We start from the raw sequence: 25,156 nt of genomic DNA, 5'->3' as shown, positions 1-25,156 counted from the left end.
GTCGCGTCGGCCGCTCACCCGCAAACGACGAAACGCCGGAATCGCGAGGATTCCGGCGTTCGATGTGTGTGGAGCCTAGGAGATTCGAACTCCTGACATCCTGCTTGCAAAGCAGGCGCTCTACCAGCTGAGCTAAGGCCCCGAGGGGGTTCGGGGTGGGGCTACCAGGACTTGAACCTGGGACCTCTTCATTATCAGTGAAGCGCTCTAACCGCCTGAGCTATAGCCCCGTTCCGACGCATTCCTGCGCCGGCAACCTCCAAGACTTTACCGGACGAACCGGGATTTCACTAATTGGAGGTGAATCCGACCAGCAGACCGCCCGTGACCTTCACCATCACGTTGTAGATGCCGGCGACGACGGCGCCGAGCACGGTGATGACGATGAGGTTCAGGATGGCCACGATGGCCGAGAACGCCATGACCTGCGGCAGGTTCAGGAACTGCTTGATCGAGAAGTCGCCGTTCGAGAACGCCACGAAGAGCTCGTCGACCCGGTCGATCAGACCGGTCGTGCTCAGCACCATGTACACGAGGAACGTCGCCACGACGGTGACGATCGCCAGCGCCACCGACGCCAGGAACGACAGCTTCACCGCGGACCAGAAGTCGACGTAGACCAGGCGCAGGCGCACCTGCTTGGCGCTGGTCTTGCTCGTGGACTTCCGGGCGAGTTTGTCGGCGACCGTGCTCATGCGTCAGAACCACTCTCTTCGGTTTCCGCGGACGGGGGTGCATCCACGGCGGGGGCATCATCGGATGCCGCTTCTTCGGTCAGGCCCCGCTCGCCGTTCCGGGCGATCGCGAGGATCCGGTCGTCGTCACCGGGCCGGGCGAAAACGACGCCCATGGTGTCGCGACCCTTGGCCGGGACCTCGGCCACGGAGGAGCGTACCACCTTGCCGCTGGCAAGAACCACGAGGACCTCATCGCTCTCGGAGACGATCAGGCCGCCCGCGAGGACCCCCCGGTCGTCGTTCAGTTTCGCCACCTTGATGCCCAGACCACCCCGGCTCTGCGTGCGGTACTGGTCGACAGCCGTGCGCTTGGCGTAGCCGCCGTCGGTCACGACGAACACGTATCCGTCCCCGCGGGCGACCGATGCGGAGAGCAGGCTGTCGTCCTCGCGGAACGAGATGCCCTTCACACCCTCGGTGGATCGGCCCATCGGACGCAGCGCGTCGTCGGTGGCCGAGAAGCGCAGCGACATCCCCTTGCGGGTGATGAGGAGGATGTCGTCACCCTCGTCGACCAGGAGGGCGCTGACGAGCTCGTCGCCGCCGGTCTCGTCCTCCTGACCGCGCAAGCGGATCGCGATGACGCCGCCCTGGCGGTTCGTGTCGTACTCCGACAGCGCCGTCTTCTTGATCTTGCCGTCGCGGGTCGCGAGCACCAGGTACTGGGCCGCGGAGTAGTCGCGGATATCGAGGATCTGCGCGATCTCCTCGCCCGGCTGCAGCGCGAGCAGGTTGGCGACGTGCTGGCCCTTCGCATCGCGGCCCGCCTCGGGCAGCTCGTACGCCTTGGACCGGTAGACGCGGCCCTTGGTGGTGAAGAACAGCAGCCAGTGATGGGTCGTCGTGACGAAGAAGTGCTCGACGACGTCATCGGCTCGCAGTTGAGCGCCCTTGATGCCCTTGCCGCCGCGGTGCTGCGATCGGTAGTTGTCGCTGCGCGTGCGCTTGATGTAGCCCTCACGCGTGACGGTGACGACCATCTCCTCTTCCGGGATGAGGTCTTCCATCGACATGTCGCCGTCGAAGCCGTGCAGGATGTGCGTGCGACGCTCATCGCCGTACTTGTCGACGATCGCCGTGAGCTCCTCGGCGATGATCGTGCGCTGCCGGCTCGGCGTGGCGAGGATGTCGTTGAGGTCGGCGATCTTGAGCTCGAGCTCGGTCGCCTCGTCGATGATCTTCTGCCGCTCCAGGGCCGCGAGGCGACGCAGCTGCATCGACAGGATCGCGTCGGCCTGGATGTCGTCGATGTCGAGCAGGCTCTTCAGACCCTCGCGCGCCTCGTCGACGGTGGGGGAGCGGCGGATCAGCGCGATGACCTCGTCGAGGGCATCGAGCGCCTTGAGGTAGCCGCGCAGGATGTGCATGCGCTTCTCGGCCTCATTGAGGCGGTACCGCGTGCGGCGGACGATGACCTCGATCTGGTGCTCGATCCAGTACGACACGAAGCCGTCCAGCGGGAGCGTACGCGGTACGCCGTCGACGATCGCCAGCATGTTGGCGCCGAAGTTCTCCTGCAGCTGCGTGTGCTTGTACAGGTTGTTCAGCACGACCTTCGCGACGGCGTCGCGCTTGAGCACGACCACGAGGCGCTGGCCGGTACGGTCACTGGTCTCGTCGCGGATGTCGGCGATGCCGGTGATCTTGCCGTCACGGGCGAGGTCGCGGATCTTCAGGGCGACGTTGTCGGGGTTGACCTGGTACGGCAGTTCGGTGATCACGAGGCACGTGCGGCCCTGGATCTCCTCGACCTCGATGACGGCCCGCATCGTGATCGAGCCGCGTCCGGTGCGGTAGGCCTCGCGGATGCCCTTGGTGCCGAGGATCTGCGCGCCGGTGGGGAAGTCGGGGCCGTGGATGCGCGACATGAGCGCCTCGAGGAGCTCGTCGCGCGAGGCATCCGGGTTCTCGAGCGACCACAGCGCACCGTCGGCGACCTCGCGCAGATTGTGCGGCGGGATGTTCGTCGCCATGCCCACGGCGATGCCGACCGAGCCGTTGACCAGCAGGTTCGGGAAGCGCGCGGGCAGGACGACCGGTTCCTGCGTCTTGCCGTCGTAGTTGTCCTCGAAATCGACGGTGTCCTCGTCGATGTCGCGGACCATCTCCATGGCCAGCGCGGCCATCTTGGTCTCGGTGTACCGGGGGGCGGCCGCACCCTGGTTGCCGGGGGAGCCGAAGTTTCCCTGACCGTCCGCGAGCGGATAGCGCAACGACCACGGCTGGACGAGACGGACGAGGGCGTCGTAGATCGCGCTGTCGCCGTGCGGGTGGTACTGACCCATCACCTCGCCGACGACGCGGGCGCACTTCGAGTAGCTCTTGTCGGGACGGTAACCGCCGTCGTACATGCCATAGATCACACGGCGGTGCACGGGCTTGAGCCCGTCCTCGACGCGGGGCAGCGCGCGCCCCACGATGACGCTCATCGCGTAGTCGAGGTAGCTCCGCTGCATCTCGACCTGGAGGTCGACCTGGTCGATGTTGCCGTGGTTGTGGGCAGGCGTGAGGTCGGGACGTTCTTCGTCAGACATGCGTTCTCAGTTTCTCGATGTCGCTCGCTCGATCAGATGTCGAGGAAGCGGACGTCCTTGGCGTTGCGCTGGATGAAGGTGCGACGGGACTCGACGTCCTCGCCCATGAGCACCGAGAAGATCTCGTCGGCCGCCGCCTCATCGTCGATCGTCACCTGCCGGAGCGTGCGGGTGTTGTGGTCCATCGTGGTCTCCCACAGCTCCTTCGGGTTCATCTCTCCGAGACCCTTGTAGCGCTGAACGCCGGACTCCTTGGGGATGCGCTTGCCGCTCGCGAGCCCTTCGGCGAGCAGCGCGTCGCGCTCCTTGTCGCTGTAGACGTACTCGTGCTCGGCGTTCGTCCACTTGAGGCGGTACAGGGGCGGCATCGCGAGGTACACGAAGCCGGCCTCGATCAGCCCGCGCATGTAGCGGAAGAGCAGCGTGAGCAGCAGCGTCGTGATGTGCTGGCCGTCGACGTCGGCATCGGCCATCAGGACGATCTTGTGGTACCGGGCCTTCTCGACCGAGAAGTCCTCGCCGATGCCGGTGCCGAAGGCCGAGATGATCGCCTGGATCTCGTTGTTGCCGAGCGCGCGGTCGAGCCGTGCCTTCTCGACGTTGAGCACCTTGCCGCGCAGCGACAGGATCGCCTGCGTCTCGGGGTCGCGACCACGCACGGCCGAACCGCCGGCCGAGTCTCCCTCGACGAGGAAGATCTCCGAGATCGACGGGTCCTTGCTCGTGCAGTCCTTCAGCTTGTCGGGCATCGACGCCGACTCGAACACGCTCTTGCGGCGTGCGGTCTCGCGCGCCTTGCGCGCCGCGAGACGCGCGGTCGCGGCATCCACGGCCTTCATGATGACGCGCTTGGCCTGGGCGGGGTTGCGGTCGAGCCAGTCGGTCAGCTGATCGCCGACGATCTTCTGGACGAAGGCCTTCGCCTCGGTGTTGCCCAGCTTCGTCTTGGTCTGGCCCTCGAACTGCGGCTCGGAGAGCTTGACGGAGATGACGGCGGTCAAGCCCTCGCGGATGTCGTCACCCGTGAGGTTGTCGTCCTTCTCCTTGAGCAGGCCCTTCTCACGTGCGTACGCGTTGACCTTCGTCGTCAGGGCGGCGCGGAAGCCCTCTTCGTGCGTGCCGCCCTCGTGGGTGTTGATCGTGTTGGCGAACGTGAAGACGTTCTCGGTGTAGCTCGTCGTCCACTGCATCGCGAGCTCGAGCGAGATGTGGCGGACGGTGTCCTCCGACTCCACCTCGATGATCTCGTCGTTGACGACCTCGGTCTTGCGCAGCTTGTTGAGGTACTCGACGTAGTCGACGAGACCCCGCTCGTAGAGGAAGTCGTCGTGCGGACGGCGGTTCTCGGAGGTGCCGTCCTCGAGGTCGACGACGTAGGCCGAGTCGGGACGCTGGTCGTCGAGCGCGATGCGCAGGCCCTTGTTGAGGAAGGCCTGCTGCTGGAAACGCGTGCGCAGCGTGTCGTAGTCGAACTCGACGGTCTCGAAGATGTCGGGGTCCGGCCAGAAGGTGATGGTCGTGCCGGTCTCGTCGGTGGCTTCGCCCTTCTCGAGCGGAGCCTGCGGCACGCCGCCGGTACGGAACGACTGGCGCCATACGTGACCCTGACGACGCACCTCGACGTCGAGCCGGGTCGACAGCGCGTTCACGACCGAGGAGCCGACGCCGTGCAGGCCGCCCGAGACCGCGTAGCCGCCGCCGCCGAACTTGCCGCCGGCGTGGAGGACGGTCAGCACCACCTCGACGGTGGACTTGCCCTCGGTCTTGTGCATGTCGACCGGGATGCCGCGGCCGTTGTCGACCACGCGGATCGCACCGTCTTCGAGGATCGAGACCTGGATGGTGTCGCAGTAGCCGGCGAGAGCCTCGTCGACGGAGTTGTCGACGATCTCGTAGACGAGGTGGTGCAGGCCGCGCTCACCGGTGGATCCGATGTACATGCCCGGACGCTTGCGAACCGCCTCGAGGCCCTCGAGGACCTGGATCTCATCCGCGCCGTACTCGTTGGCGACCTTGGCGGGAGTCTCGTCGGTCGCCTCGGCGGGGATCTGAGGGTCTTCGGGAACGCTGTCGGAATTCTGAGACGTCATAGGTTTCGAGCGCTCCACATCGGTTCGGTCGGTCCCGCCCAGTCTACCGGTTTTGCCTCCGTCTCGCGGCGCTCAGCGCCCGTATGGCGAACGAAACGCGGATTCGACGACTGGGGACGTGGCTCAACCGTAGGTATCGCGAGGGCCGCGCCCTGGAACGGCTCTGGGACCCCATTTCCAGGAGGGGACGTCCGGTCCCACGAAACGGACCGTCTCGACGCCCGACTGCGGGAACGCTCTCACCAGCTGCGTCGTGATCGCCGCACGCATCAGATGCAGGTTCTTCGCCCAGGCGGTCGAGTCGCACTGGACGGTGAGCACGCCGTCGGACAGCGCGACCGGTGAGGCGTGCCGCGCGGTCTCCTCGCCAGCGACCTCGGCCCAGCGCAGCACGAGGTCCTCCCGGGACAGCTGAGCGTCCCAGCCGGCCTGACGGGTGAGGTCGGCGATCACGTCACCGAGCCCCTTCGGGTCGCGACCCGAGGTGAACGGCTGGTTCTCGTCGTCGTCGGTACGCGTGCGCCGGCGCTTCTTCCAGCGCCCGGACGGCTCGAGGCCGCGGAGCCGCAGGTAGGTGGCGATCGTCTCGGGCAGCTGATCAGGATTCGGCATCGTCGACCTCGTGCAGCGTCCCGGCCTCGACCCGCACGGTGCGCGCGCGCAGTTCGATCGGCACGTCCTCGGCGACCGCCGCCGTAACGATGACCTGCTGATAGTCGGCCACGATGCCCGCGAGCCGCGCGCGTCGGTCGGCGTCGAGCTCGGCGAAGACGTCGTCGAGGATGACGATGGGATCGCCCAGTGTCGACTCGGCGCGCAGCAGCTGCGCCGACGCGAGCCGCAACGACAGCGCGACCGACCACGACTCACCGTGCGACGCGTAACCCTTCACGGGCAGGTCGCGGATGCGGAGGACGAGGTCGTCGCGGTGCGGCCCGACGAGCGTGATGCCGCGGTCGAGCTCGGCGCTGCGTCGCTCGGCGAGGGCCGTGCGGAAGAGCTGCTCGATCGCAGCGGCATCCGCCACCGCCGCCTCGGCGGGGGAGTCGTCCTCTTCGGGATCGGAGCCGCCCACCGACAGGGCCCACTGGAGCTGCGGCCGATGGTCGGCGCCGGCGATCGCGGTGTAGGCGGTCGCGACGGGCCGCGCGAGTTCCGAGGCGAGGCGGAGCCGCGCCCGGATCACGTCGGTGCCGAGGGTCACGAGCTTGTCGTCCCAGACATCGAGCGTCGACAGCGAGTCGCCACGGACGCCGCGGGAGCGCGCCGACTTGAGCAGGGCGTTGCGCTGCTTGAGCACGCGGTCGTAGTCGGCGAGCACGCCGGCGAGGCGCGGCGCGCGCTGGATGAGGAGCTGGTCGGCGAATCGGCGACGAGCGGACGGGTCGCCGCGGACGATCTGCAGGTCTTCGGGCGCGAACAGCACGACCTGCGCGTAGCGGGGGAGTTCCGCGGTGCGGACGGGCGAGCCGTTGACCCGGGCCTTGTTGGATCCCGATCGATTGACCTGCGCCTCGAGCTGCACGCGGCGTTCACCGTGCGCGAGCCGGGCCCGCACAAAGGCGGCATCCGCGCCGTCGCGCACCATCGGTGCGTCCTGCGACACCCGATGCGACCCGAGCGTCGCGAAGTAGCCGATCGCCTCGGCCAGATTCGTCTTGCCCTGGCCGTTGCGGCCGACGAACACGTTCGCTCCGGGAGCGAGGGTGAGTTCGGCGGCCGCGTAGTTGCGGAAGTCCACCAGACTCAGCTGCTCCACGATCATCGGATCACCCTAGTTCTCGGTCCTGACATGCCCCTGCGCCGGCGACGTGCCCGGCGCGGAGGTTCAGCGCAGGAGGAGGTTGGGCTGCAGCAGGTACTTGAACGACTCGACGCCGCCCGAGGTCTGCGGAGTGATGAGGATCGGGCTGAGCTTGTTCGCGTTCTCGCTCGACGTGAATGTGACGCGCGTGAACTCGCTCTTGACCGCCGCGAGTGCCTCGAGCAGGTACTGCGGGTTCAGACCGATGACGACCTCGTCGCCCGTGAGGGTCGCGTCGACCGATTCCGTCGCGCGTGCCTGCTCGGTGCCCGACGCGTCCATCGACACGCCGTCGGCGCCGAACGTGAAGCGCAGCGGCGCGGAACGGTCGAGCACGAGAGCGACACGGCGCACCGCCTCGATCAGCTCGCCCGTGTTCACGACCGCGTGGTGATCGGTCGCCTCGGGGAACAGGCGTCGCACCGGCGGGAAGTTGCCCTTGATCAGCAGCGACGTCACGGTCTTGTTGCCCGCCGTGAAGGCGATGATCTCGCGGTCGCCCGAGCCCGAGAAGGACACGGTGATGTCGCCGGAGTGGGCGAATGTCTTGCCGACCTCGGTCAGCGTGCGGGCGGGAACCAGCGCGGTCGTGGTGTTCTCGTCGGCGGCGATGCCGCTGTCGAACGGGATGTCGCGCAGAGCGACGCGGTAGCGGTCGGTCGCGACGAGGCTGAGCTGCGTGCCCGTCACCTCGAGCTGCACACCCGTGAGCACGGGGGTGACATCGTCGCGCGAAGCCGCGAACGCCACCTGCGCGATCGCCGTCGCGAAGTCGTCGGCGGGAACGACGCCGGAGTCACCGGTGACCTCGGGGATCGCGGGGTATTCCTGCACCGGCATGGAGGCAAGCGTGAACCGCGCCGAGCCGCACGTGAGCAGGATGCCGTCGTCATCGACCGCGATCTGGATCGGCGCGTTCGGAAGGCGGCTGGCGATCTCGGACAGCAGACGCCCGTGCACGAGGATCGTGCCGGGTTCGTCGATCGTCGCTTCGATCGTCGTGCGTGCGGACGCTTCGTAGTCGAAAGCCGACAGCGAGAGACCCGCGTCGGTGGCTTCGATGAGCACACCCGCGAGGATCGGCTGAGGATTCCGCTGCGGAAGGAGCTTCACGACGAACGACACAGCCTCGCTGAAGACGTCGCGATTGACCTGGAACTTCACTGGCGCTCCCTTGTCGAGGTTGAAAGCTCTCCCATGCTAGTGCCCACGTGCAGCGGTTCCCGAAGCAGGCCTCGAGTGCGCTCCGCCGCCGTCGAGGTGATCGAATCCCATTTCTCTCTAGATATCTCTGTCTTCTTCATCACCGCTGTGGAAACTGTGGATAAGTCAGTGGATCGCAGTCGAGAGACGGAAACCACACGCGTGTAACTTGTGAGTCCGCTGCGGATGGATCCGGAAACGAGATCGAGGTGCGATCCCGGTGCTCACGCCGGATTCCACAGCGGGGATGTCATTCGTTCACAACTGTTCGACGGCGAATCCGAGTTATCCACAGGTTTTCCACACTGTGCAGAACCGCATGATGAGACCTTCGCCACGGAGTGTCAAGCTGAGCCCGACGCCCCGGCGTGGCGTCAGCGGCGACCGAGCTGCGCGGTGATCTCGGAGACCTGGTTGTAGATCGAGCGACGCTCCTTCATGAGTTCGCTGATCTTCTTGTAGGCGTACATCACGGTCGTGTGGTCGCGGTTGCCGAACAGCTGCCCGATCTTCGGGAGCGACAGACTCGTGCGCTCGCGGCACAGGTACATCGCAATCTGACGCGCCGTCGCGACGGCCTGCGAACGGCTCGAGCCGTAGAGGTCGTCCACCGACAGGCGGAAGTACTGCGCCGTGGCGGTGATGATGTCGGTGGGGGAGATGACGTTGGCGTCATCCTGATCGACGATGTCGCGCAGCACCGTCTGCGCGAGTGAGATGTCGAGGTTCGACCGGTTGAGGCTCGCGAACGCCGAGACGCGGATGAGCGCACCCTCGAGTTCACGGATGTTGCTCGAGACCTTCGTCGCGATGTACTCGAGCACGTCGTCGGGGACGAGGAGCCGCTCGGACTGCGCCTTCTTGCGCAGGATCGCGATGCGGGTCTCGAGGTCGGGCGCCTGCACATCGGTGATGAGGCCCCACTCGAAGCGACTGCGCATGCGGTCTTCGAACCCGGTGAGGTGACGCGGCGGCACATCGCTGGTGATCACGACCTGCTTGTCGTGGTCGTGCAGCGTGTTGAACGTGTGGAAGAACGCCTCCTGTGTCTCGGCACGACCCTGCAGGAACTGGATGTCGTCGATGAGCAGGATGTCGACCTCGCGGTAGCGCGCCTGGAAGGCGGAGCCGCGGTTGTTGGCGATCGAGTTGATGAAGTCGTTCGTGAACTCCTCGCTCGAGACGTACCGCACGCGGATCCCCGTGTAGAGGTTGAGCGCGTAGTCGCCGATGGCGTGGAGGAGGTGCGTCTTGCCAAGGCCGGAGTCGCCGTAGATGAAGAGCGGGTTGTACGCCTTCGCGGGCGCCTCGGCGACCGCGACCGCCGCCGCGTGGGCGAACCGGTTGGACTGACCGATGACGAAGTTGTCGAACGTGTACTTCGGGTTCAGCCGAGTGTCGTGGCGCGAGGTGGAGACCGGCGTCTCGACGTACTCCTCGCCGGCCGGACGAAGCGGCGCCGGAGCGGACGCGGACTGCACTGGAATCGGTGCGGTGAGGTGCGCGTCCGCGAGCTCGGGATTGACCACGACGCGGTAGCTCGATGCGCCCGGCTCGACATGGACGTGCGCAAGGGCCTCCATGATCGGCTGACGGAGCCGCTTGTTCAGCTGCGCGGCAGTCAGATCGTTGGGGACGTCGAGGTAGAGAGTGCCACCCATGACGCCCTGCGCGACCGCGAGGCTGAGGAAGCCCTGCATCTGCGGCGTCACCCGGTCGTCGTCGGCGAGGAGGTCGAGGACCGCCGTCCACACCGGGACGTCCGGGAGGTCATGCTGAGCCACGTCTTCTCCCGCGATGTTCGATACTTGTCCACACATGCGGCCCCAAATCTGGGGATAGCTGTGGATAACTGACCGTGACACGCTAGTCATGGGGTGACGACAGCGCCAAATCCACTGTAGTTCCGGCCCGCGTGTCGTCGCCAGGGCCTGTGAACAGCGGTGGATAATTGCGGGTTCCCATGGGCTCGGTTTGAGTTACCGAGGATCGCGACGTACCCTTAGTCGGTTGACTTATGCCCGCACGGGCAGTCCTGTACCCAGTGTCCCCGGTCTGCAAGCGTTCGGGTGACCGCCGATCCGGAGTGATCCTCATGAGCAAGCGCACGTTCCAGCCCAACAACCGCCGCCGCGCCAAGAAGCACGGCTTCCGCGCCCGCATGCGCACCCGCGCCGGCCGCGCCATCCTGTCGGCTCGCCGCGGCAAGGGCCGCACCGAGCTGTCGGCCTGACACAGCCTCATCAGTGCTGGCGCGCGGAAACCGAATCACGCGCGGGGCGGATTACAAGGCCGTCGTCCGCGGGGGTGCTCGGTGTGCCGGAGCGCACACCGTGACCTACGTGGTTTCCACCGGGTCGAATCGATCGCCCCGGTTCGGATTCATCGTCAGCAAGCAAGTCGGATCAGCCGTCGTGCGCAACACAGTGCGCCGACGGCTGAAGGCCGTTTGCGCGCAGGCTCTGCCCGACGTGCGCGACGGCGCCGACATCGTGATCCGCGCGTTGCCCTCGGCCGCCGGGTCGGACTTCTCCCAACTGCGAGACGAGGTGACGCGGTGTCTACGGCGACGAGCAGCATCATGAGCTGGTCCACGTTGCCGACCGCGTCCACCGGCGAGGGCCGCATCACGGCGGCATCCTTCGCCCGATCCGTGCCGTTGATGCCGCGCAACGCGGGGATTGCTGTGCTGCACGCATACCGATCGATCGTGTCGCCCCTGTACGGCGACGTGTGCAAGTACTACCCGAGCTGCTCGGCCTACGCCGTCGGCGCCGTGCAGCAGCACGGCCTCGTGAAGGGCTCCGCCCTCGCGGCGGCGCGCCTCGCCCGCTGCCACCCCTGGGCTGCCGGAGGCGTCGATGACGTCCCCGCCCACCGGGACTTCCGCCACACCCTGACCAGGCACGGCTTCGTCGTGCCGCCGAGAAAGGACTGATCCGTGCTGGATCTCTTCCTCGCCACGCCGACTCCCGTCGTGCCGACCCCGACGACTCCTCCTCCCGGCGGTGCTGACTTCTTCAGCACGATCATGTGGCCGTTCAAGTTCCTGGTCGAGGCGATCCTCGTGTTCTGGCACTGGATCTTCACGGCTGCGGGCCTGCCGGCTGCCGCCGGTGCGACCTGGGTGCTGTCGATCATCGGCCTGGTCATCGTGGTGCGCTCGGCGCTGATCCCGCTCTTCGTGCGCCAGATCAAGAGTCAGCGCAAGATGATGGAGCTCGCGCCGGAGATGCGCAAGATCCAGGAGAAGTACCGCGGCAAGCGCGACCAGCTGTCTCGTGAGGCGATGAGCCGCGAGACCATGGCGCTGTACAAGAAGCACGGAACGACGCCGGTTTCGAGCTGTCTGCCGCTACTGGTGCAGATGCCCATCCTGCTGGGCATGTTCTACACGCTCAGTGACGTCAAGAAGCACGCCGAATGGGGCGTCGGCGGTGTGGGCCTGCTCAATACAGAGCTGACGAAGCAGTTCTACGACGCACAGCTGTTCGATGTCGCCCCGCTGCACACCAACATGATCGAGGCGATCAACCTCGGTCAGACGGCCACCGTCGTCATCCTCGTGATCCTCGTCGTGCTCATGATCGCGTCGCAGTTCATCACGCAGCTGCAGATCATCTCGAAGAACCTGTCGCCCGAAGCCAAGACCGGCCAGGCGTACCAGATGCAGAAGATCATGCTCTACGTCCTGCCGCTGGCGTTCATCTTCTCGGGTGTCTTCTTCCCGCTCGGCGTCGTCATGTACTGGTTCACCTCGAACATCTGGACCATGGCGCAGCAGTTCATCGTCATCCGCAACCTTCCGACCCCGGGCTCCGAGGCGGCCAAGGCTCGTGAGGAGCGCCTCGCGCGCAAGGGCAAGGCGCTCGACGCGAAGGGCCGAGTCATCTCGATGGAGAAGTACCAGGCCGAGCAGCAGCGTCTGGTCGAGGAGGCGGAGCGTGCCCGCGCCGCACAGCCCAAGCGACAGCAGCCGATGGGCAAGCAGCGCGCGAAGAAGCAGTCGAATAAGGGTGGCTCGCAGGGCTGACCCGGCGATCGCCCGACCGCAACCGACCCGACCACCGCGAGGACACCATGAGCAACCCCACCGATTCCCCGGCCGCCGAGCGAGCCGAGGCGACCGTCGAAGAACTGGAGCGCGAGGGCGATATCGCCGCCGACTATCTCGAGGGTCTGCTCGACATCGCCGACATCGACGGTGACCTCAACCTCGACGTCCGCGCCGGTCGCGCCTACGTGTCCGTTGAGGCCGACGAGGAACGCGCGCTGCGTGTCCTCGCGCAGCCGGACGTCGTGCAGGCGGTGCAGGAGCTGACGCGGATCGCCGTTCAGACGAAGACCGGTCGCTTCTCGCGCTTGATCCTGGACATCGGTGGATCGCGCGACGCTCGTCGCCGCGAGCTGGAGAGCCTTGTCGACCGCGCGGTCGCACGCCTGGCCGAGGGGGCGTCGCAGGCGTCGCTGCCGGCGATGTCGAGCTACGAGCGCAAGCTGGTCCACGACATCGCTGCGGAGCGCGGTGTGGTGTCCGAGTCCTACGGCGAAGGCGCAGACCGGCACACGGTCATCCGCCATGGCTGATGTTTCACGTGAAACACCGGTAGTCGAGCGAGAGCCTGTCGACGTCGTCGAGGCGGTGTTCGGGCCACGGGCGGATCTCGCTCGGCAGTACACCGGGGCGCTCGCGGAGCATGGCGAGGAGCGGGGGTTGATCGGTCCCCTGGAACTTCCGCGTCTCTGGTCGCGCCATATCCTGAACTGCGCGGCGGCGGCTCCGTTGTTCTCGGGGCGAGTCGGCGACGTGGGATCTGGCGCCGGTTTGCCCGGCCTGGTTCTGGCGATCGCCCGCCCCGACGTGGAGTGGGTGCTGATCGAGACGATGGAGCGTCGTGTCACCTGGCTCACGGAGCAGGTGCGGGAGCTCGGGCTCGACAACGTTGAGGTTGTGCGCACCCGGGCGGAAGAGTGGAACCAGGGTCCCGCTCTCGACGCTGTGACCGCACGTGCTGTGAGCGCCTTTCGTACACTGATTCCGCTTACGGCTCCCCTCGTCCGAGACGGGGGAGAGCTCATCCTCCTCAAGGGCGCGAACGCACAGACTGAGATCGACGCGGCGGAGAAGCCGATTCGTCGCTTCCGCCTGAGCGATGTCCGCGTCGAGGTCGTAGGGGAGGGCGTTATCCCCGAGCCCACCCGCGTGATCCGCGCGCGCGTCCGTTGACGTTTCACGTGAAACATCCCTCGCCAGCGCTGCGGCGTTTCACGTGAAACACCGAGACATGGGATCACCGTTTCACGTGAAACGAACGTCTGACCCCGTCCGTAGAGTTGAGATCGACACCGAGGAGTTGAACGAATGGCAGAGTCCGAATCGGGACGAGCGTCCCTGACGTTCGATTCTCCGTTGGCGCGCGAGCTCGCGGATCTCTCGTCACGGCGCCGTGCTCTCGACACTGTTCGCGTCGACTTCACCGGGGAGCCGCGCGTGCTCACGGTCTCGAACCAGAAGGGCGGAGTCGGAAAGACCACCACGACGGTGAACCTCGCCGCATCGCTCGCATCGCTGGGAGCTCGCGTTCTGGTCATCGACCTCGATCCGCAGGGAAATGCGTCCACAGCTCTCGGCGTACCTCACAGCGCGGATATTCCGAGCGTCTACGACGTGCTGATCGATCAGTTCCCACTCGCCGATATCGTGCAGGTCAGTCCTGAGTCGCCGAACCTCCTATGCGCACCCAGCACGATCCACCTCGCGGGCGCGGAGATCGAGCTCGTATCTCAGGTCGCGCGGGAGCACCGGCTTCGCACGGCGGTGGAGGAGTACCTGGCATCGTCGGCCGACCGCATCGACTTCGTGCTGATCGACTGCCCCCCTTCGCTGGGATTGCTGACCATCAACGCCTTCACCGCCGCGCATGAGCTGCTCATTCCGATCCAGTGCGAGTACTACGCGCTCGAGGGGCTGAGCCAGCTGCTCGGCAGCGTCTCGATGATTCAGAAGCACCTCAACGAGCGCCTGCACTTGTCGACGATCCTGCTCACCATGTACGACGGCCGTACGCGCCTCGCACAGCAGGTGGCGGACGAGGTGCGCTCGCACTTTCCCAACGAAGTGCTCCGCACCGTCATCCCGCGCTCGGTGCGCGTGTCGGAAGCGCCGAGCTTCGGTCAGACCGTGATCGCATACGATGGTCAGTCGGCCGGCGCGGTCGCGTACCGCGAGGCTGCCGTCGAGATCGCACAGCGCGCGTCCGCGGCGACGCATGAGAACAAGGGAGAAGCCTGATGGCCAAGCGCACGGGACTGGGCCGAGGCATCGGCGCACTCATCCCCACGTCGGAGCAGTCGGAGGCCCGTCCTGTCGACGTGTTCTTCCCCGGAGCCAAGGTCACGACGCCGGCCGGCGCCGAGGATGCGGTCGCGGACACGGCTTCGGATGCCGCCGACCTCGTCGCCGTGCCCGGTACGGCCCTCATTCAGGTCGATCCTCACGACATCGTCCCCAATCCTCGCCAGCCGCGCACGCATTTCGACAACGATGACCTCGCGGAGCTCGTTCACAGTGTCCGTGAGTTCGGCGTGCTGCAGCCGGTCGTGGTGCGGACGAACGAGGACGGCAAGTACGAGCTGATCATGGGCGAGCGCCGGACACGCGCTGCCCGCGAGGCCGGCCTGGCGACGATCCCCGCGGTACTGCGCGATACGTCCGACGAGAACCTCCTGCGCGACGCGCTGCTCGAGAACCTGCACCGATCGCAGCTGAACCCGCTGGAAGAGGCTTCGGCCTATCAGCAGCTGCTGGAGGACTTCGGAATCACGCAGGAGGAGCTCGCGACGCGCATCGGTCGGTCGCGCCCGCAGATCAGCAACACCATCCGTCTGCTGCGGCTGCCTGTGCCCGTGCAGCAGCGTGTCGCCGCCGGTGTGTTGAGCGCCGGCCATGCGCGCGCCATTCTGTCGGTCGAGAGCCCCGAGGGCATGCAGCGCCTGGCCGACAAGATCGTCAACGAGGATCTCTCGGTGCGTGCCGCGGAGGCCGCGGCGAAGACGATCGAAACGGCGGGCACCCGCACTCCGGCGCCGAAGGCGGGCGGTGTGCGTGCGCACCTCGATGAGGTCGCCGGTCGGCTGGGGGATCGCCTCGACACGAAGGTCAAGATCTCGCTCGGCGCGCGCAAGGGGCAGATCGTCGTCGACTTCGCCACGATTCAGGACCTCAACCGCATTCTCGCGGAGCTCGGTGAGGACGCATACGGCGCACGCTGAGCCACTGTCGGTGGTGCGGCGTAGGCTTGTTCGGTGAGTGAGGAACAGACACCGAAGCGGGCCAGCGTCGAACTGCTGCGCGCTGAGGCGGCCGACGAACTGTCGGTCCTCGTCGAGGAGCGCGTGCGCGCGGGGGAGGACCCCTGGGAGTTCATGGAGGAGCTTCCCTCCGTCGACGAGCTGGTCGTCCTGATGCTGCGCGCCGAGAACATCGCGGCGTACGGCGGGGGGCGTCCGAGTGAGGCCCGGAACTACCGTGTGCTGCGTCAGATCGCGATGGATCACCCCGAACTCACGCGCGCGGTGTGGCGTCTGCTGGGCAGCGAGCCGCACCGCCGATGGGATGCCGCGACGCGCGCCGACGCGTCCTGACAGCCCCCTGCAAAGGAAGAAAAGGCCCGATCGGATGGTGAATCCGATCGGGCCTTTCCGACGTGTGTGTCAGCCGATGTAGCTGGCGAGGTCCTGCTCGAGCGCGAACTTCGGCTTGGCGCCGATGATCGTCTTCTCGACCTCGCCCTTGTTGAAGACCTTCATCGCCGGGATCGACGTGATCTGGTACTGCATGGCGAGGTTGGGGTTCTCGTCGACGTTGAGCTTCAGCACCGTGATCTTCTCGGGGTGCTCGGTCGCGATCTCGTCGAGGATCGGTCCGACCATGCGACACGGACCGCACCACGCGGCCCAGAAGTCGACGAGGACGGGTCCGTCTGCGTCGAGAACGTCCTGCTGCCAGGTGCTCTCGGTCGTGGCCTTGGCGGTCATGTTGATCTCCTTCGAAAGGGTGTCGCCTACGTCAACGACGCGGGCGGGGAAATTGTTCCGTGCGCCGCTCAGGCGACGCCGGTCGCCGTCTCGGTCTCGGCGACGAGCGACTCGAGGCCCTCGTCGGGGCGGCCGAGGAGGGGCGACGCGTCGGGCGCCGGCTCGGAGCCTTCGCCGAGAGCGGCGAGGTAGTGCTCGACGTCCAGCGCCGCGACGGTGCCGCTTCCGGCGGCCGTGACGGCCTGGCGGTACGTGGGGTCGATGACGTCGCCGGCGGCGAAGACACCGGGCACCGAGGTACGCGACGAGCGGCCGTCCACCCACACGGTGCCGTGCTCGGTGAGATCGAGCGCGCCGTGCACGAGGTGCGTGCGCGGGTCGTAGCCGATCGCGACGAAGATGCCGTCGAGCGCGAGCTCACGCGTCGACCCGTCGACCGTGTCACGCAGGACGACGCCGGTGACGGCATCCTCACCCAGGATGTCGGCGACCTCGCTGTTCCAGACGAACTCGATCTTGTCGTTGTTCATCGCGCGGTTCTGCATGATCTTCGACGCGCGCAGCTCGTCGCGACGGTGGATCACGTAGACCTTCGACGCGAACTTGGTGAGGAAGGTGGCCTCTTCCATGGCCGAGTCGCCACCGCCGACGACGGCGATCGTGCGCTCGCGGAAGAAGAAGCCGTCGCAGGTGGCGCAGTACGACACACCGCGGCCCGACAGGCGGCTCTCGCCCTCGATGCCGATCTTGCGGGGAGCGGAGCCGGTCGCGAAGACCAGGCTGTCGGCCTCGTGCGTCGCGCCGCTGCCGAGCGTGACCTTCTTGACGGGGCCGGCGATGTCGAGCTCGACGACGTCGTCGTAGAGCACCTCAGTGCCGAACTTCTCGGCCTGCTCCTGCATCTTCGTCATGAGGTCAGGGCCCATGATGCCCTCGGGGAACCCGGGGAAGTTCTCCACCTCGGTGGTGTTCATGAGCTCACCGCCGGCCTCGACGGAGCTCGCGATGAGGAGCGGCTTCAGGTTGGCCCGGGCCGCGTAGATCGCGGCCGTGTAGCCGGCCGGACCGGAACCGATGATGATGACCTGTCGCACGTCGACATCCCTTTCTGGGGTCTGGAATCCGCGTCGCGGAGACCCCGACACGTCCAACCCATGCTAGCCGCGGGGCATTCCCGCGGGCGGTGGTCAGCGGCCGAGAATGCGCCGTACGGCGCGGACCGCCGTGCCGAGCTCGGGGGCCCGCAGGACCGCGAGGAGCAGGACGTAGACGACGAGCGTCGCGAGACCGATGATCGCGCCACCGAGCAGTGCTGCCGGGACCGTCTCGATGGTCCAGCCCCACACACGCGCCATGAGCAGGGACACGCCCCAGCCGGCGGCGCAGGCGGGGATGCCGGCGATCACGAAGCGCACGATGCCGCGGACGGCCCCGCCCAGGCCGAGCGGTCCGATCTTCCGCCGCAGAAGGACGACGGCGAGGATCAGCTGGACGATGTTCGCCAGGGACTGGCCCAGCGCGATGCCGACGGCGAGGTACTCGACGGGAAGCACGAGATACGCCGTGATGGCGGTAGACGCGACGAGGACCGCCTGCACGAGGGTGAAGACGAAGGGTGTGCGGGTGTCCTGGTGGGCGTAGAAGGTGCGCTGCAGCACGAACTGGAACGACAGGGGCAGCAGCGCGACGAGGTACGCAGCGAGCACCCACGCGAACGTCGCGGCCGTCTGCGGGCCGGTCGTGAAGACGCGTGAGATCGGCAGGATGGCAGCGACGATCGCGGCCAGGGCGCCGACCATGAAGATCCCGATGGTTCGGGTGGCGGCGTCAAGGTCGGCGCGGAGCGCGTCGGGGCGGCCCGTGGCGACGTGTTCGCTCAGCCGGGTGAAGTAGGGCGTCCCGATCGACAGCACGATGACCGAGAACGGCAGCATGAAAACGAGCCACGCGTACGACATCGCGGCCACGGAGGCGCCGGCGCTGGATGCCGCACTGACGAGTGTCGTCTGCACGAGCCCGGCAAGCTGGCCGACCACGACCATCAGGAAGGTCCATCCCGCCAGGCGCCCGATGTGGCGCAGGCCGATGCCGCGCCAGTGGAAGTCGGGTCGGACGTGCAGGCCGGCGCGGCGCCAGAACAGCAGCAGCACCCCCGCCTGCGCGATGATGCCGGCGGTGGCTGTGCCCGCGATGACGGCCACCATCGTCGGCGTCCACCCGACGACATCCTCTTGAACGCCGAAGAGCCAGATGAAGACGACGAAGCCGATGATCGACACGATGTTGTTGACGATCGGCGACCAGGCGAACGGGCCGAAGACGCCACGAGCGTTGAGGATCTCGCCGAGCAGCGCGTACATGCCGTAGAAGAGCAGCTGGGGCAGGCACCAGTATGCGAACGCGAGGGTCAGCGCGGACGCCTCGGGTCCGAGTCGTGAGCCGAACGCGACGACAAGCAGCGGCGCGGCCACGACCGCGATGACGGTGGTGACGAACAGCGCCGTGATTCCCAGCGTCAGCAGCTTCGAGACGAAGGCACTGCCGCCGTCGCGATGCTTCGCCGCCTGGATGATCTGCGGGACGATCACGCCGGCCAACAGGCCGGAGGAGATGATCGCGTAGATGTTGTTCGGCAGCTGGTTTGCGATCGCGAACGCGTCTGCGGCTCCGCCGGTGGCGCTCGTCGCGATCACGGGCAGCGCGGCCGCCAGCACGATGTTGCGGACGAGTCCGGTGATGCGGGAAGTGAGGGTTCCCGCCGCGACGACTGCTCCGGCTCGGCCGATACCGCTCACTCGTTCTCCTGTTTCGTGGGCTCGTCGGCACCGTCACGGCGTCGGCGCAGCTTGAGCACCGTGCGCACGACGCCGCCGGCGAACAGCACCACGACGATCACGATGACCGCGGTGATGCCGACGGACTCCCATTCGGCGCGGACCGTGAGCGCGATCGTCTCGGGGGCCCCGATCGGCACAGCCGAGGCACTGCGCAACTGCAGGTTCAGTGCCGTCTCGCCGCTGCCGACGCGAGCCTCGACGGGAACGTCGACCCGGGTGTTCTGCCGCGCGCCCGCCTCGACGAGCGTCGATTTCTGGACGATCAGGCGGGGGTCGCCGGTCTCGGCGAACAGCACGACCGACACGGGCCAGGGCAGGTCGTTGCGCACCGTCACCGAGATGGGCGCACTCGTGGCGAGGAAGTTGATGGTGCCCGGGTTGGCGATGCCGACGGCGTCGAACGTATCGAGCGTCGCCTGCTCGTGGGCGGCGACAGCGGTCTGCCATGTCGCGGGGTCGGCGAGCCACGCGTTGCCCAGCAGCTGCAGGATCGACGTGCGCTCGCGGGCGGTGAGCTGCGCCGGCTCGACGAGGGCGGTCGCGAAGGTCGCGAGCCGGTCCTCGTCGGCGAGGAAGCGCTGCAGCGCGGCGACGCGGTCGTCGGATGCCGCGATCTCGGCGACCTGCACGGGGGCGGGCTCGGCGGCGATCAGATCGGTGAGTGACACCGGGGTCGCCCCGGGCAGTGCCGACACCGCCGTGATCGCCGCGCGCAGGCTGGCGCGGCTGATGGTCTCGGGGCGATCGATGGCCGTGACCAGCGGACCCTCGCCCGTGAGCGCCATCTTCGCCGTAGCCCCGGCGATCGCCGCGGCCCGTGCCGCCGTGTCGTCGGATGCCGCGGCGCGGGCGAGTTCGGACGACGAGGCCGCGTCGTAGACCAGCAGATCCGCGTCGTCCGCGACCGCCCGCGGGGCGCCCGGCGCCCCCGAGACGGTGTCGGACGGCACGAGCGTCAGGGCAGCGGCATCCCCGCCCGTCGGATCCGCCTCGGCCTGGGCGTCCAGGGCGGCGACGACATCCGCGCCCGCCGTACCGCTCGCGGGCCAGAGGACGCGCGACACGGTGTTGCCCATGGTGCCGACGGCGGTGAGCTCGGTGAGGTCGGGGATCGTGGGCGAGGTCGCGGGGCCGGATGCCGTGAAGTCGTCGATGTCGGCGTAGGGGTCGAGTGTGGTCGGCTGCAGGGGAGCGGGCACCCCGGCGTGTACCTGTGTGGCGAGGTCGGCATCGCCGAACTGGAGCGCGAACCGCTCGTTCGGCAGCTCGGTCAGCTCGGTCAGCCACGATGTCGCCGACGCGGGCGCACGCGAACCGAGGACGCGGATCGACGCCGTGATGGCCGGGTCGATGGCGAGGATCGCTGCCGTGCCGGTGACGGCCTCGAGCGCCGCGGTGAGAGCTCCTTCTTCGGCCGTCAGCTCGGCGAGCTCGCTCGCGGGGATGATGCCGGTGGTGCGGGGCCCGGCGGTGATCGGCACAATCACGGCGGTGGGGCGGGGGCCGGCATCCTGACGCGGCACGGTGATGACGGTGTGCGAGCGTCCGCCGGGACCCGAGACCGAGACCGGGTACACCCCGGGCGCGAGCCCGGCGAGGTCGTTCTCGGGGGCGCTCACGGTCACGGTTGTGCTCTGCTCCGCGCCCGCCGCGAGCTCGGGAACGTCGGCGCGGGCGACCTCGTCGAGCGGCGGCTGCTGCACGTCGCCGGTGGCGTCGGTGGGCTGCAGCCAGGCGTCGACGGCCTGCTGCGAGGTCAGCGCGCTGCGCGAGAGCGACACCGTGACGGTGCCCGCGGCGACGGCGCGCTCGGTGTCGTTGCGCTGGGTGATCGAGAAGGCGGCATCCGCTCCTGTGGCGACGAGTCCCGCGCCGGCGGGGGCGGCGATGAGCGCCGTGGTTCCCGCGGCGGTGGGCGTCGGTGACGGAGTGGGCGGCTCGTCCGCGGAGGCCGCGGTGGGGGCCAGCAGCGGTCCGAGCGCGATGGCGAGAGCGGCGATCCACCCGAGGGCGCGCGCACCACGACGGCCGCGACGGGCGCGGGCGGGGGCAGGCGGAATCACGGTCATGGCGGAATCTCGACCCGGTGCGATACCCACCGCAGGGTCGCACAGAGTCTAGGGGCGCGCTGCTGTGCGTCGTCCGAGGCGGGCCGCGCCCGCCGGCTATTCGCGGGACGCCGATGCCCGACGACGGGGTTGAATGGTCGGGTGACCTTGAATCCCGACGCCGGCCGTTGCGCGGCTCTCCGAGCCGACCTGGATGCCGCCGGCTACCGCGCCGACGCCGTACGAGCGCTGTGGGGCGGGATGGTCGACCGTGCCGTGGGTCACGGTCTGACCGAGCCGGCGCGACGCGTGCTCGCGGGGCGCACCGATCCGCTGGCCGTCGTGGCGGGACTGCTCTTCTTGGGCGCGCCCGCACCGCAGAGCGCGGTGGCGGTGGCGCTGCCGTCGCTCGGCGTCGACGGGCTCGTCGACCTGGGCCTCGCGCACATCGAGGGTGGTCTCGTCGTGCCCGACGCTCTCGTGCGCCCGCAGGACATCGCGGATGCGGCGGGGGAGGGGCACTGGTGGATCGCCAGCGACCTCGACGAGGCCGCCGTCGGCGGTCCCCTGCCGACCGGGCACGTGCTGGGGGTGGGCGGCGCGTCGCTCACGCTCGCGGGTCTGCAGGTGACGACGCCGGCGGCTCGCGTGCTCGACATCGGCACGGGCTGCGGCATCCAGGCGCTTCGGGCGCGCCGCGCGGCGGAGGCCGTCGTGGCGACCGACGTCTCCGAGCGGGCTCTCGCCTTCACGCGGTTGAACGCGCTGCTCAACGACGTCGACGGCATCGAGACGCGTGCCGGCAGTCTCTTCGAGCCCGTGGCCGGCGAGGAGTTCGACCGGGTCGTCTCCAACCCGCCGTTCGTCATCACGCCGCGGACCGAGGGAGTTCCGGCCTATGAGTACCGCGACGGCGGCATGGCGGGCGACGACCTCGTCGCGGCCTTCGTGCGCGGTGTGGGCGCGGTGCTCGCACCCGGCGGCACGGCGCAGCTGCTCGGCAACTGGGAGTACCGCGACGGCGAGGACGGACTCGACCGCGTCCGCTCGTGGGTGGCGGCCTCGCCTGTGCCCCTCGATGCGTGGGTGATCGAGCGCGAGCAGCTCGACCCGCTCGCGTACGCCGAGCTGTGGGTGCGCGACGGCGGCACGGCTCCGGGCTCTCCCGCGTACGAGCCGCTCGTGCAGGCCTGGCTCGACGACTTCGCCGACCGCGGCGTGACGGCGGTCGGCTTCGGATACATCACGCTGCAGCGCCCCCACCTCATCCCTACGCTCGCGCGCTACGAGCGGGTCACGGGCAGCGTTCCCGGCGCCCTCGGCCCGCACGTGGACGCCGCGCTCGCCGCCTGGAGCCGTCTGGCACCGATGACGGATGCCGACGTGGATGCCGCTGTGCTCCGCGTCGCGCCGGACGTCACCGAGGCGCGCCACCACATGCCCGGTGCCGAGGCACCGCAGGTCATCGAGCTGCGCCAGGGCGCCGGCTTCGCGCGGGTGCTCGACGTCGATCCGGCTCTGGCCGCGCTCGTCGGCGCGTGCGACGGCGATCTGCCGGACGGTGTGCTGATCGGGGCCATCGCCGACCTGCTCGAGGTGGATGCCGCGGCGCTGCGCGCCGACCTGTTGCCGCGGGTGCGCGAGCTGGTGTTCACGGGATTCCTCGGTTTCACCGACTGAGGCAGCGGCGGGCTGCGCCGACTCGGGCTCTCGACGGGGCGCAGGTAGGCTCGGAGGCATGCTGAACATGGCCGAGGGTGTCGCGCGCCTGGGCGCCCTGGCGGCATCCCCGGTCGTGTCGGTGCTCGCCGACGCCTTCGCCGCGGCGGGCTTCGAACTCGCGATCGTCGGCGGGCCGGTGCGCGATGCGCTGCTCGGGCGGGTGACGAACGACCTGGACTTCACGACCGATGCCCGTCCCGACGACATCCTCCGCGTCGTCGAGCCGCTCGCGACGGCGACGTGGGACATCGGCCGCGCCTTCGGGACGATCGGGGCGAAGGTGCGGGGCGAGCAGGTCGAGATCACGACCTACCGCGCCGACAGCTACGACGGCGTGACCCGCAAGCCCACCGTCGAATTCGGCGACACGCTCGACCAGGACCTGGCCCGGCGGGACTTCACCGTCAATGCGATGGCGCTGCGCGTGCCCGGTCCCGCGCTGGTCGACCCGACCGGCGGCGTCGAGGATCTCGTGGCCGAGACGCTGCGCACCCCGAGCGACCCGGGCGTGAGCTTCGGCGACGACCCGCTGCGGATGCTGCGCGCGGCCCGCTTCGCCTCGCAGCTCGGCTTCTCGCTCGACCCGGCGACCGAGCGCGCGATGAGCGAGCTGCGCGAGACCCTCGCGATCGTGAGCCCCGAGCGGGTGCAGGGGGAGCTCGTCAAGCTGCTGCGCACGGACGATCCCGCTCGCGGCATCCGTCTGCTCGTCGAGACCGGCCTCATGGAGCTCGTGCTGCCCGAGGTGCCGGCTCTGCGTCTCGAGATCGACGAGCACCACCACCACAAGGATGTCTACGAGCACTCGCTGACCGTGCTGCGTCAGGCGATCGACCTCGAGCACGAGCGGCATCCCGGAGCCGATCCCGACGTCGTGCTGCGCTTGGCCGCGCTGCTGCACGACATCGGCAAGCCCGCCACGCGCAAGCTCGAGCCCGGCGGTGGCGTGAGCTTCCATCACCACGACATCAAGGGCGCGCGGATGACGCGCAAGCGCCTGCAGGCGCTCCGGTTCGACTCCGACACGATCACCTCGGTGAGCCGGCTCGTCGAGCTGCACCTGCGGTTCTTCGGGTACTCCGAGGGTGCGTGGACCGATTCCGCCGTCCGTCGCTACGTCCGCGACGCGGGTGACGAGCTCGAACGGCTGCATATCCTCACGCGCGCCGACGTCACGACCCGCAACAAGCGCAAGGCGGCGCGCCTCAAGGCTGCGTACGACGACATCGAGCGCCGGATCGACGAGCTCGCCGCCGCCGAAGAGCTGGGCGCCATGCGTCCGGAACTCGACGGCAACCGCATCCAGGAGATCCTGGGCATCGGTCCGGGGCGCGAGGTGGGCGAGGCCTACCGGTTCCTGCTCGACATCCGGCTCGACGAGGGCATGATCGGACCGGATGCCGCTGAGCAGCGACTGCGCGACTGGTGGGCGGCTCGCAGCTGAGACGCGCCGGGCATGGTCGCACGCCGGGCGGCGCTCGGCAACCCCCCACAACCACCGTTCCGCCCGTGGGCACCCGCTGACAGGATGGCGTCGGGATGTTGCACGTGAAACATCGCGATGACCCATCGCCGCCGCAACTCCCGATTCCGAGGGAGGCAGCGCATGAGAACCGCACGGATCTCGTGGACGAGCGTCGGCGCGATGGAAACCGTGGAGCGCTGCACCGTGGAACATTCCGAAGACGGCATCCGGATCATCGGCGAGGTCGACGGTGGCGAGCATCCGTGCCGCTACGCTCTGCGGCTCGATGCGGACGGCCGGTTCCACCACGCCGCGATCACCGCTGGTGACCGCGAACTCGTCATCGAGCGGACCCCGGAGGGCTGGCGCGTCGACGGTGAGGAGCGAGCCGATCTGGAGGGCGCCATCGACCTCGATATCAGCGCGACCCCCGCGACCAACACCCTGCCGATCCGCCGTCTGGGGTTGCCCGTCGGCGGACATGCCGACATCCAGACCGCATGGGTGCGGGTGCCGGAGCTCGACGTGCGGCTCGACGCCCAGCGTTACACGCGCGTCGGCCCGCGTGCCTATTGCTACGAGTCGCTCGACGACGGGTTCCGCCGGACCCTCACCGTCGATGACGACGGATTCGTGTTGAGTTACCCCGGCCTGTTCGAGCGAGTCACCGGATCGTGAC

23 protein-coding genes and 2 tRNA genes are annotated in these 25,156 nt (G+C 68.3%); 12 read left to right on the top strand and 13 right to left on the bottom strand.

From position 1 onward, the window contains the following. Positions 1–69 precede the first annotated feature (69 nt). From JOF37_RS09395 to dnaA, 9 genes are all read right to left on the bottom strand, one after another. Positions 70–142: transfer RNA gene (locus JOF37_RS09395), tRNA-Ala, on the bottom strand. Between the two features lie 14 nt (positions 143–156). Next, positions 157–230, bottom strand: a tRNA-Ile gene (locus JOF37_RS09390). A 60-nt stretch (positions 231–290) separates the two neighbouring features. After that, complete coding sequence (locus tag JOF37_RS09385; protein ID WP_210006573.1) at positions 291–695, bottom strand: DUF3566 domain-containing protein; 405 nt, start codon at positions 693–695, stop codon at positions 291–293. Beyond that, on the bottom strand, positions 692–3,271 hold the full coding sequence (gene gyrA, locus JOF37_RS09380) for a DNA gyrase subunit A (RefSeq protein WP_210006572.1): 2,580 nt from the start codon (positions 3,269–3,271) through the stop codon (positions 692–694). Before gyrA ends, JOF37_RS09385 begins: the two co-directional genes overlap by 4 nt. Positions 3,272–3,303: 32 nt before the next feature. After that, positions 3,304–5,361, bottom strand: coding sequence for a DNA topoisomerase (ATP-hydrolyzing) subunit B (gyrB, locus tag JOF37_RS09375; RefSeq protein WP_210006571.1), 2,058 nt, complete (start codon positions 5,359–5,361; stop codon positions 3,304–3,306). A gap of 123 nt (positions 5,362–5,484) precedes the next feature. Next, the gene (locus tag JOF37_RS09370) at positions 5,485–5,973 is read right to left on the bottom strand and encodes a DciA family protein (RefSeq protein WP_210006570.1); all 489 of its coding nucleotides are present in this window, start codon (positions 5,971–5,973) and stop codon (positions 5,485–5,487) included. Then, positions 5,960–7,126 (bottom strand): DNA replication/repair protein RecF, encoded by a 1,167-nt coding sequence (gene recF / locus JOF37_RS09365; protein ID WP_210006569.1) that lies wholly within the window; start codon positions 7,124–7,126, stop codon positions 5,960–5,962. The genes JOF37_RS09370 and recF overlap by 14 nt, the downstream gene beginning before the upstream one ends. Positions 7,127–7,189: 63 nt before the next feature. Continuing rightward, on the bottom strand, positions 7,190–8,329 hold the full coding sequence (dnaN, locus tag JOF37_RS09360) for a DNA polymerase III subunit beta (protein ID WP_210006568.1): 1,140 nt from the start codon (positions 8,327–8,329) through the stop codon (positions 7,190–7,192). Between the two features lie 413 nt (positions 8,330–8,742). Then, positions 8,743–10,029 (bottom strand): chromosomal replication initiator protein DnaA, encoded by a 1,287-nt coding sequence (dnaA, locus tag JOF37_RS09355; protein WP_372445486.1) that lies wholly within the window; start codon positions 10,027–10,029, stop codon positions 8,743–8,745. A 434-nt stretch (positions 10,030–10,463) separates the two neighbouring features. Between dnaA and rpmH the strand changes: the two genes are divergently transcribed. The 9 genes from rpmH to JOF37_RS09310 all read left to right on the top strand — a co-directional run bounded on the left by rpmH (position 10,464) and on the right by JOF37_RS09310 (position 16,012). Then, positions 10,464–10,601 (top strand): 50S ribosomal protein L34, encoded by a 138-nt coding sequence (gene rpmH / locus JOF37_RS09350; protein WP_036304730.1) that lies wholly within the window; start codon positions 10,464–10,466, stop codon positions 10,599–10,601. Between the two features lie 13 nt (positions 10,602–10,614). Then, entirely contained in the window at positions 10,615–10,953 is a 339-nt protein-coding gene (rnpA, locus tag JOF37_RS09345) for a ribonuclease P protein component (protein ID WP_210006566.1), read from the top strand. Further along, positions 10,950–11,306: a membrane protein insertion efficiency factor YidD gene (gene yidD, locus JOF37_RS09340; protein WP_210006565.1), complete on the top strand. Its 357-nt coding sequence runs from the start codon at positions 10,950–10,952 to the stop codon at positions 11,304–11,306. Before rnpA ends, yidD begins: the two co-directional genes overlap by 4 nt. Before the next feature lie 6 nt (positions 11,307–11,312). Then, positions 11,313–12,401 (top strand): membrane protein insertase YidC, encoded by a 1,089-nt coding sequence (gene yidC / locus JOF37_RS09335; RefSeq protein WP_210007749.1) that lies wholly within the window; start codon positions 11,313–11,315, stop codon positions 12,399–12,401. A 47-nt stretch (positions 12,402–12,448) separates the two neighbouring features. Then, positions 12,449–12,955 (top strand): Jag family protein, encoded by a 507-nt coding sequence (locus JOF37_RS09330; protein WP_210006564.1) that lies wholly within the window; start codon positions 12,449–12,451, stop codon positions 12,953–12,955. After that, the gene (gene rsmG, locus JOF37_RS09325; RefSeq protein ID WP_210006563.1) at positions 12,948–13,595 is read left to right on the top strand and encodes a 16S rRNA (guanine(527)-N(7))-methyltransferase RsmG; all 648 of its coding nucleotides are present in this window, start codon (positions 12,948–12,950) and stop codon (positions 13,593–13,595) included. Before JOF37_RS09330 ends, rsmG begins: the two co-directional genes overlap by 8 nt. Positions 13,596–13,730: 135 nt before the next feature. Next, positions 13,731–14,660 (top strand): ParA family protein, encoded by a 930-nt coding sequence (locus tag JOF37_RS09320; RefSeq protein ID WP_210006562.1) that lies wholly within the window; start codon positions 13,731–13,733, stop codon positions 14,658–14,660. Then, positions 14,660–15,640, top strand: coding sequence for a ParB/RepB/Spo0J family partition protein (locus tag JOF37_RS09315; protein ID WP_210006561.1), 981 nt, complete (start codon positions 14,660–14,662; stop codon positions 15,638–15,640). The genes JOF37_RS09320 and JOF37_RS09315 overlap by 1 nt, the downstream gene beginning before the upstream one ends. Before the next feature lie 33 nt (positions 15,641–15,673). Further along, positions 15,674–16,012, top strand: coding sequence for a tryptophan synthase subunit alpha (locus JOF37_RS09310; RefSeq protein WP_210006560.1), 339 nt, complete (start codon positions 15,674–15,676; stop codon positions 16,010–16,012). A gap of 69 nt (positions 16,013–16,081) precedes the next feature. Here the strand turns inward: JOF37_RS09310 and trxA are convergent, their stop codons facing one another. From trxA to JOF37_RS09290, 4 genes are all read right to left on the bottom strand, one after another. Then, a complete protein-coding gene (gene trxA / locus JOF37_RS09305; RefSeq protein ID WP_023953450.1) occupies positions 16,082–16,405 on the bottom strand; it encodes a thioredoxin in 324 nt (107 codons plus the stop codon). A gap of 68 nt (positions 16,406–16,473) precedes the next feature. Next, on the bottom strand, positions 16,474–17,499 hold the full coding sequence (gene trxB, locus JOF37_RS09300; RefSeq protein WP_210006559.1) for a thioredoxin-disulfide reductase: 1,026 nt from the start codon (positions 17,497–17,499) through the stop codon (positions 16,474–16,476). Positions 17,500–17,592: 93 nt separating this feature from the next. Beyond that, positions 17,593–19,200 carry a murein biosynthesis integral membrane protein MurJ gene (gene murJ, locus JOF37_RS09295; protein WP_210006558.1) on the bottom strand — a complete coding sequence of 536 codons (1,608 nt, stop codon included), beginning with the start codon at positions 19,198–19,200 and terminating at the stop codon, positions 17,593–17,595. Next, the gene (locus tag JOF37_RS09290; protein ID WP_210006557.1) at positions 19,197–21,311 is read right to left on the bottom strand and encodes a DUF6049 family protein; all 2,115 of its coding nucleotides are present in this window, start codon (positions 21,309–21,311) and stop codon (positions 19,197–19,199) included. The genes murJ and JOF37_RS09290 overlap by 4 nt, the downstream gene beginning before the upstream one ends. A gap of 141 nt (positions 21,312–21,452) precedes the next feature. Between JOF37_RS09290 and JOF37_RS09285 the strand changes: the two genes are divergently transcribed. The 3 genes from JOF37_RS09285 (at position 21,453) to JOF37_RS09275 (ending at position 25,155) form a co-directional block, all read left to right on the top strand. Then, the gene (locus tag JOF37_RS09285; RefSeq protein WP_271175018.1) at positions 21,453–22,970 is read left to right on the top strand and encodes a DUF7059 domain-containing protein; all 1,518 of its coding nucleotides are present in this window, start codon (positions 21,453–21,455) and stop codon (positions 22,968–22,970) included. A gap of 58 nt (positions 22,971–23,028) precedes the next feature. Next, the gene (locus JOF37_RS09280; protein ID WP_210006556.1) at positions 23,029–24,456 is read left to right on the top strand and encodes a CCA tRNA nucleotidyltransferase; all 1,428 of its coding nucleotides are present in this window, start codon (positions 23,029–23,031) and stop codon (positions 24,454–24,456) included. Between the two features lie 117 nt (positions 24,457–24,573). Further along, the gene (locus tag JOF37_RS09275; RefSeq protein ID WP_307803459.1) at positions 24,574–25,155 is read left to right on the top strand and encodes a putative glycolipid-binding domain-containing protein; all 582 of its coding nucleotides are present in this window, start codon (positions 24,574–24,576) and stop codon (positions 25,153–25,155) included. Position 25,156 lies beyond the last annotated feature (1 nt).

It is taken from the genome of Microbacterium imperiale (genome assembly GCF_017876655.1).
In the GTDB taxonomy this organism is placed as follows: Bacteria; Actinomycetota; Actinomycetes; order Actinomycetales; family Microbacteriaceae; genus Microbacterium; species Microbacterium imperiale.
Note: the sequence above shows the minus strand (reverse complement) of the source record. Positions and strands in the feature narration are given on the sequence as shown.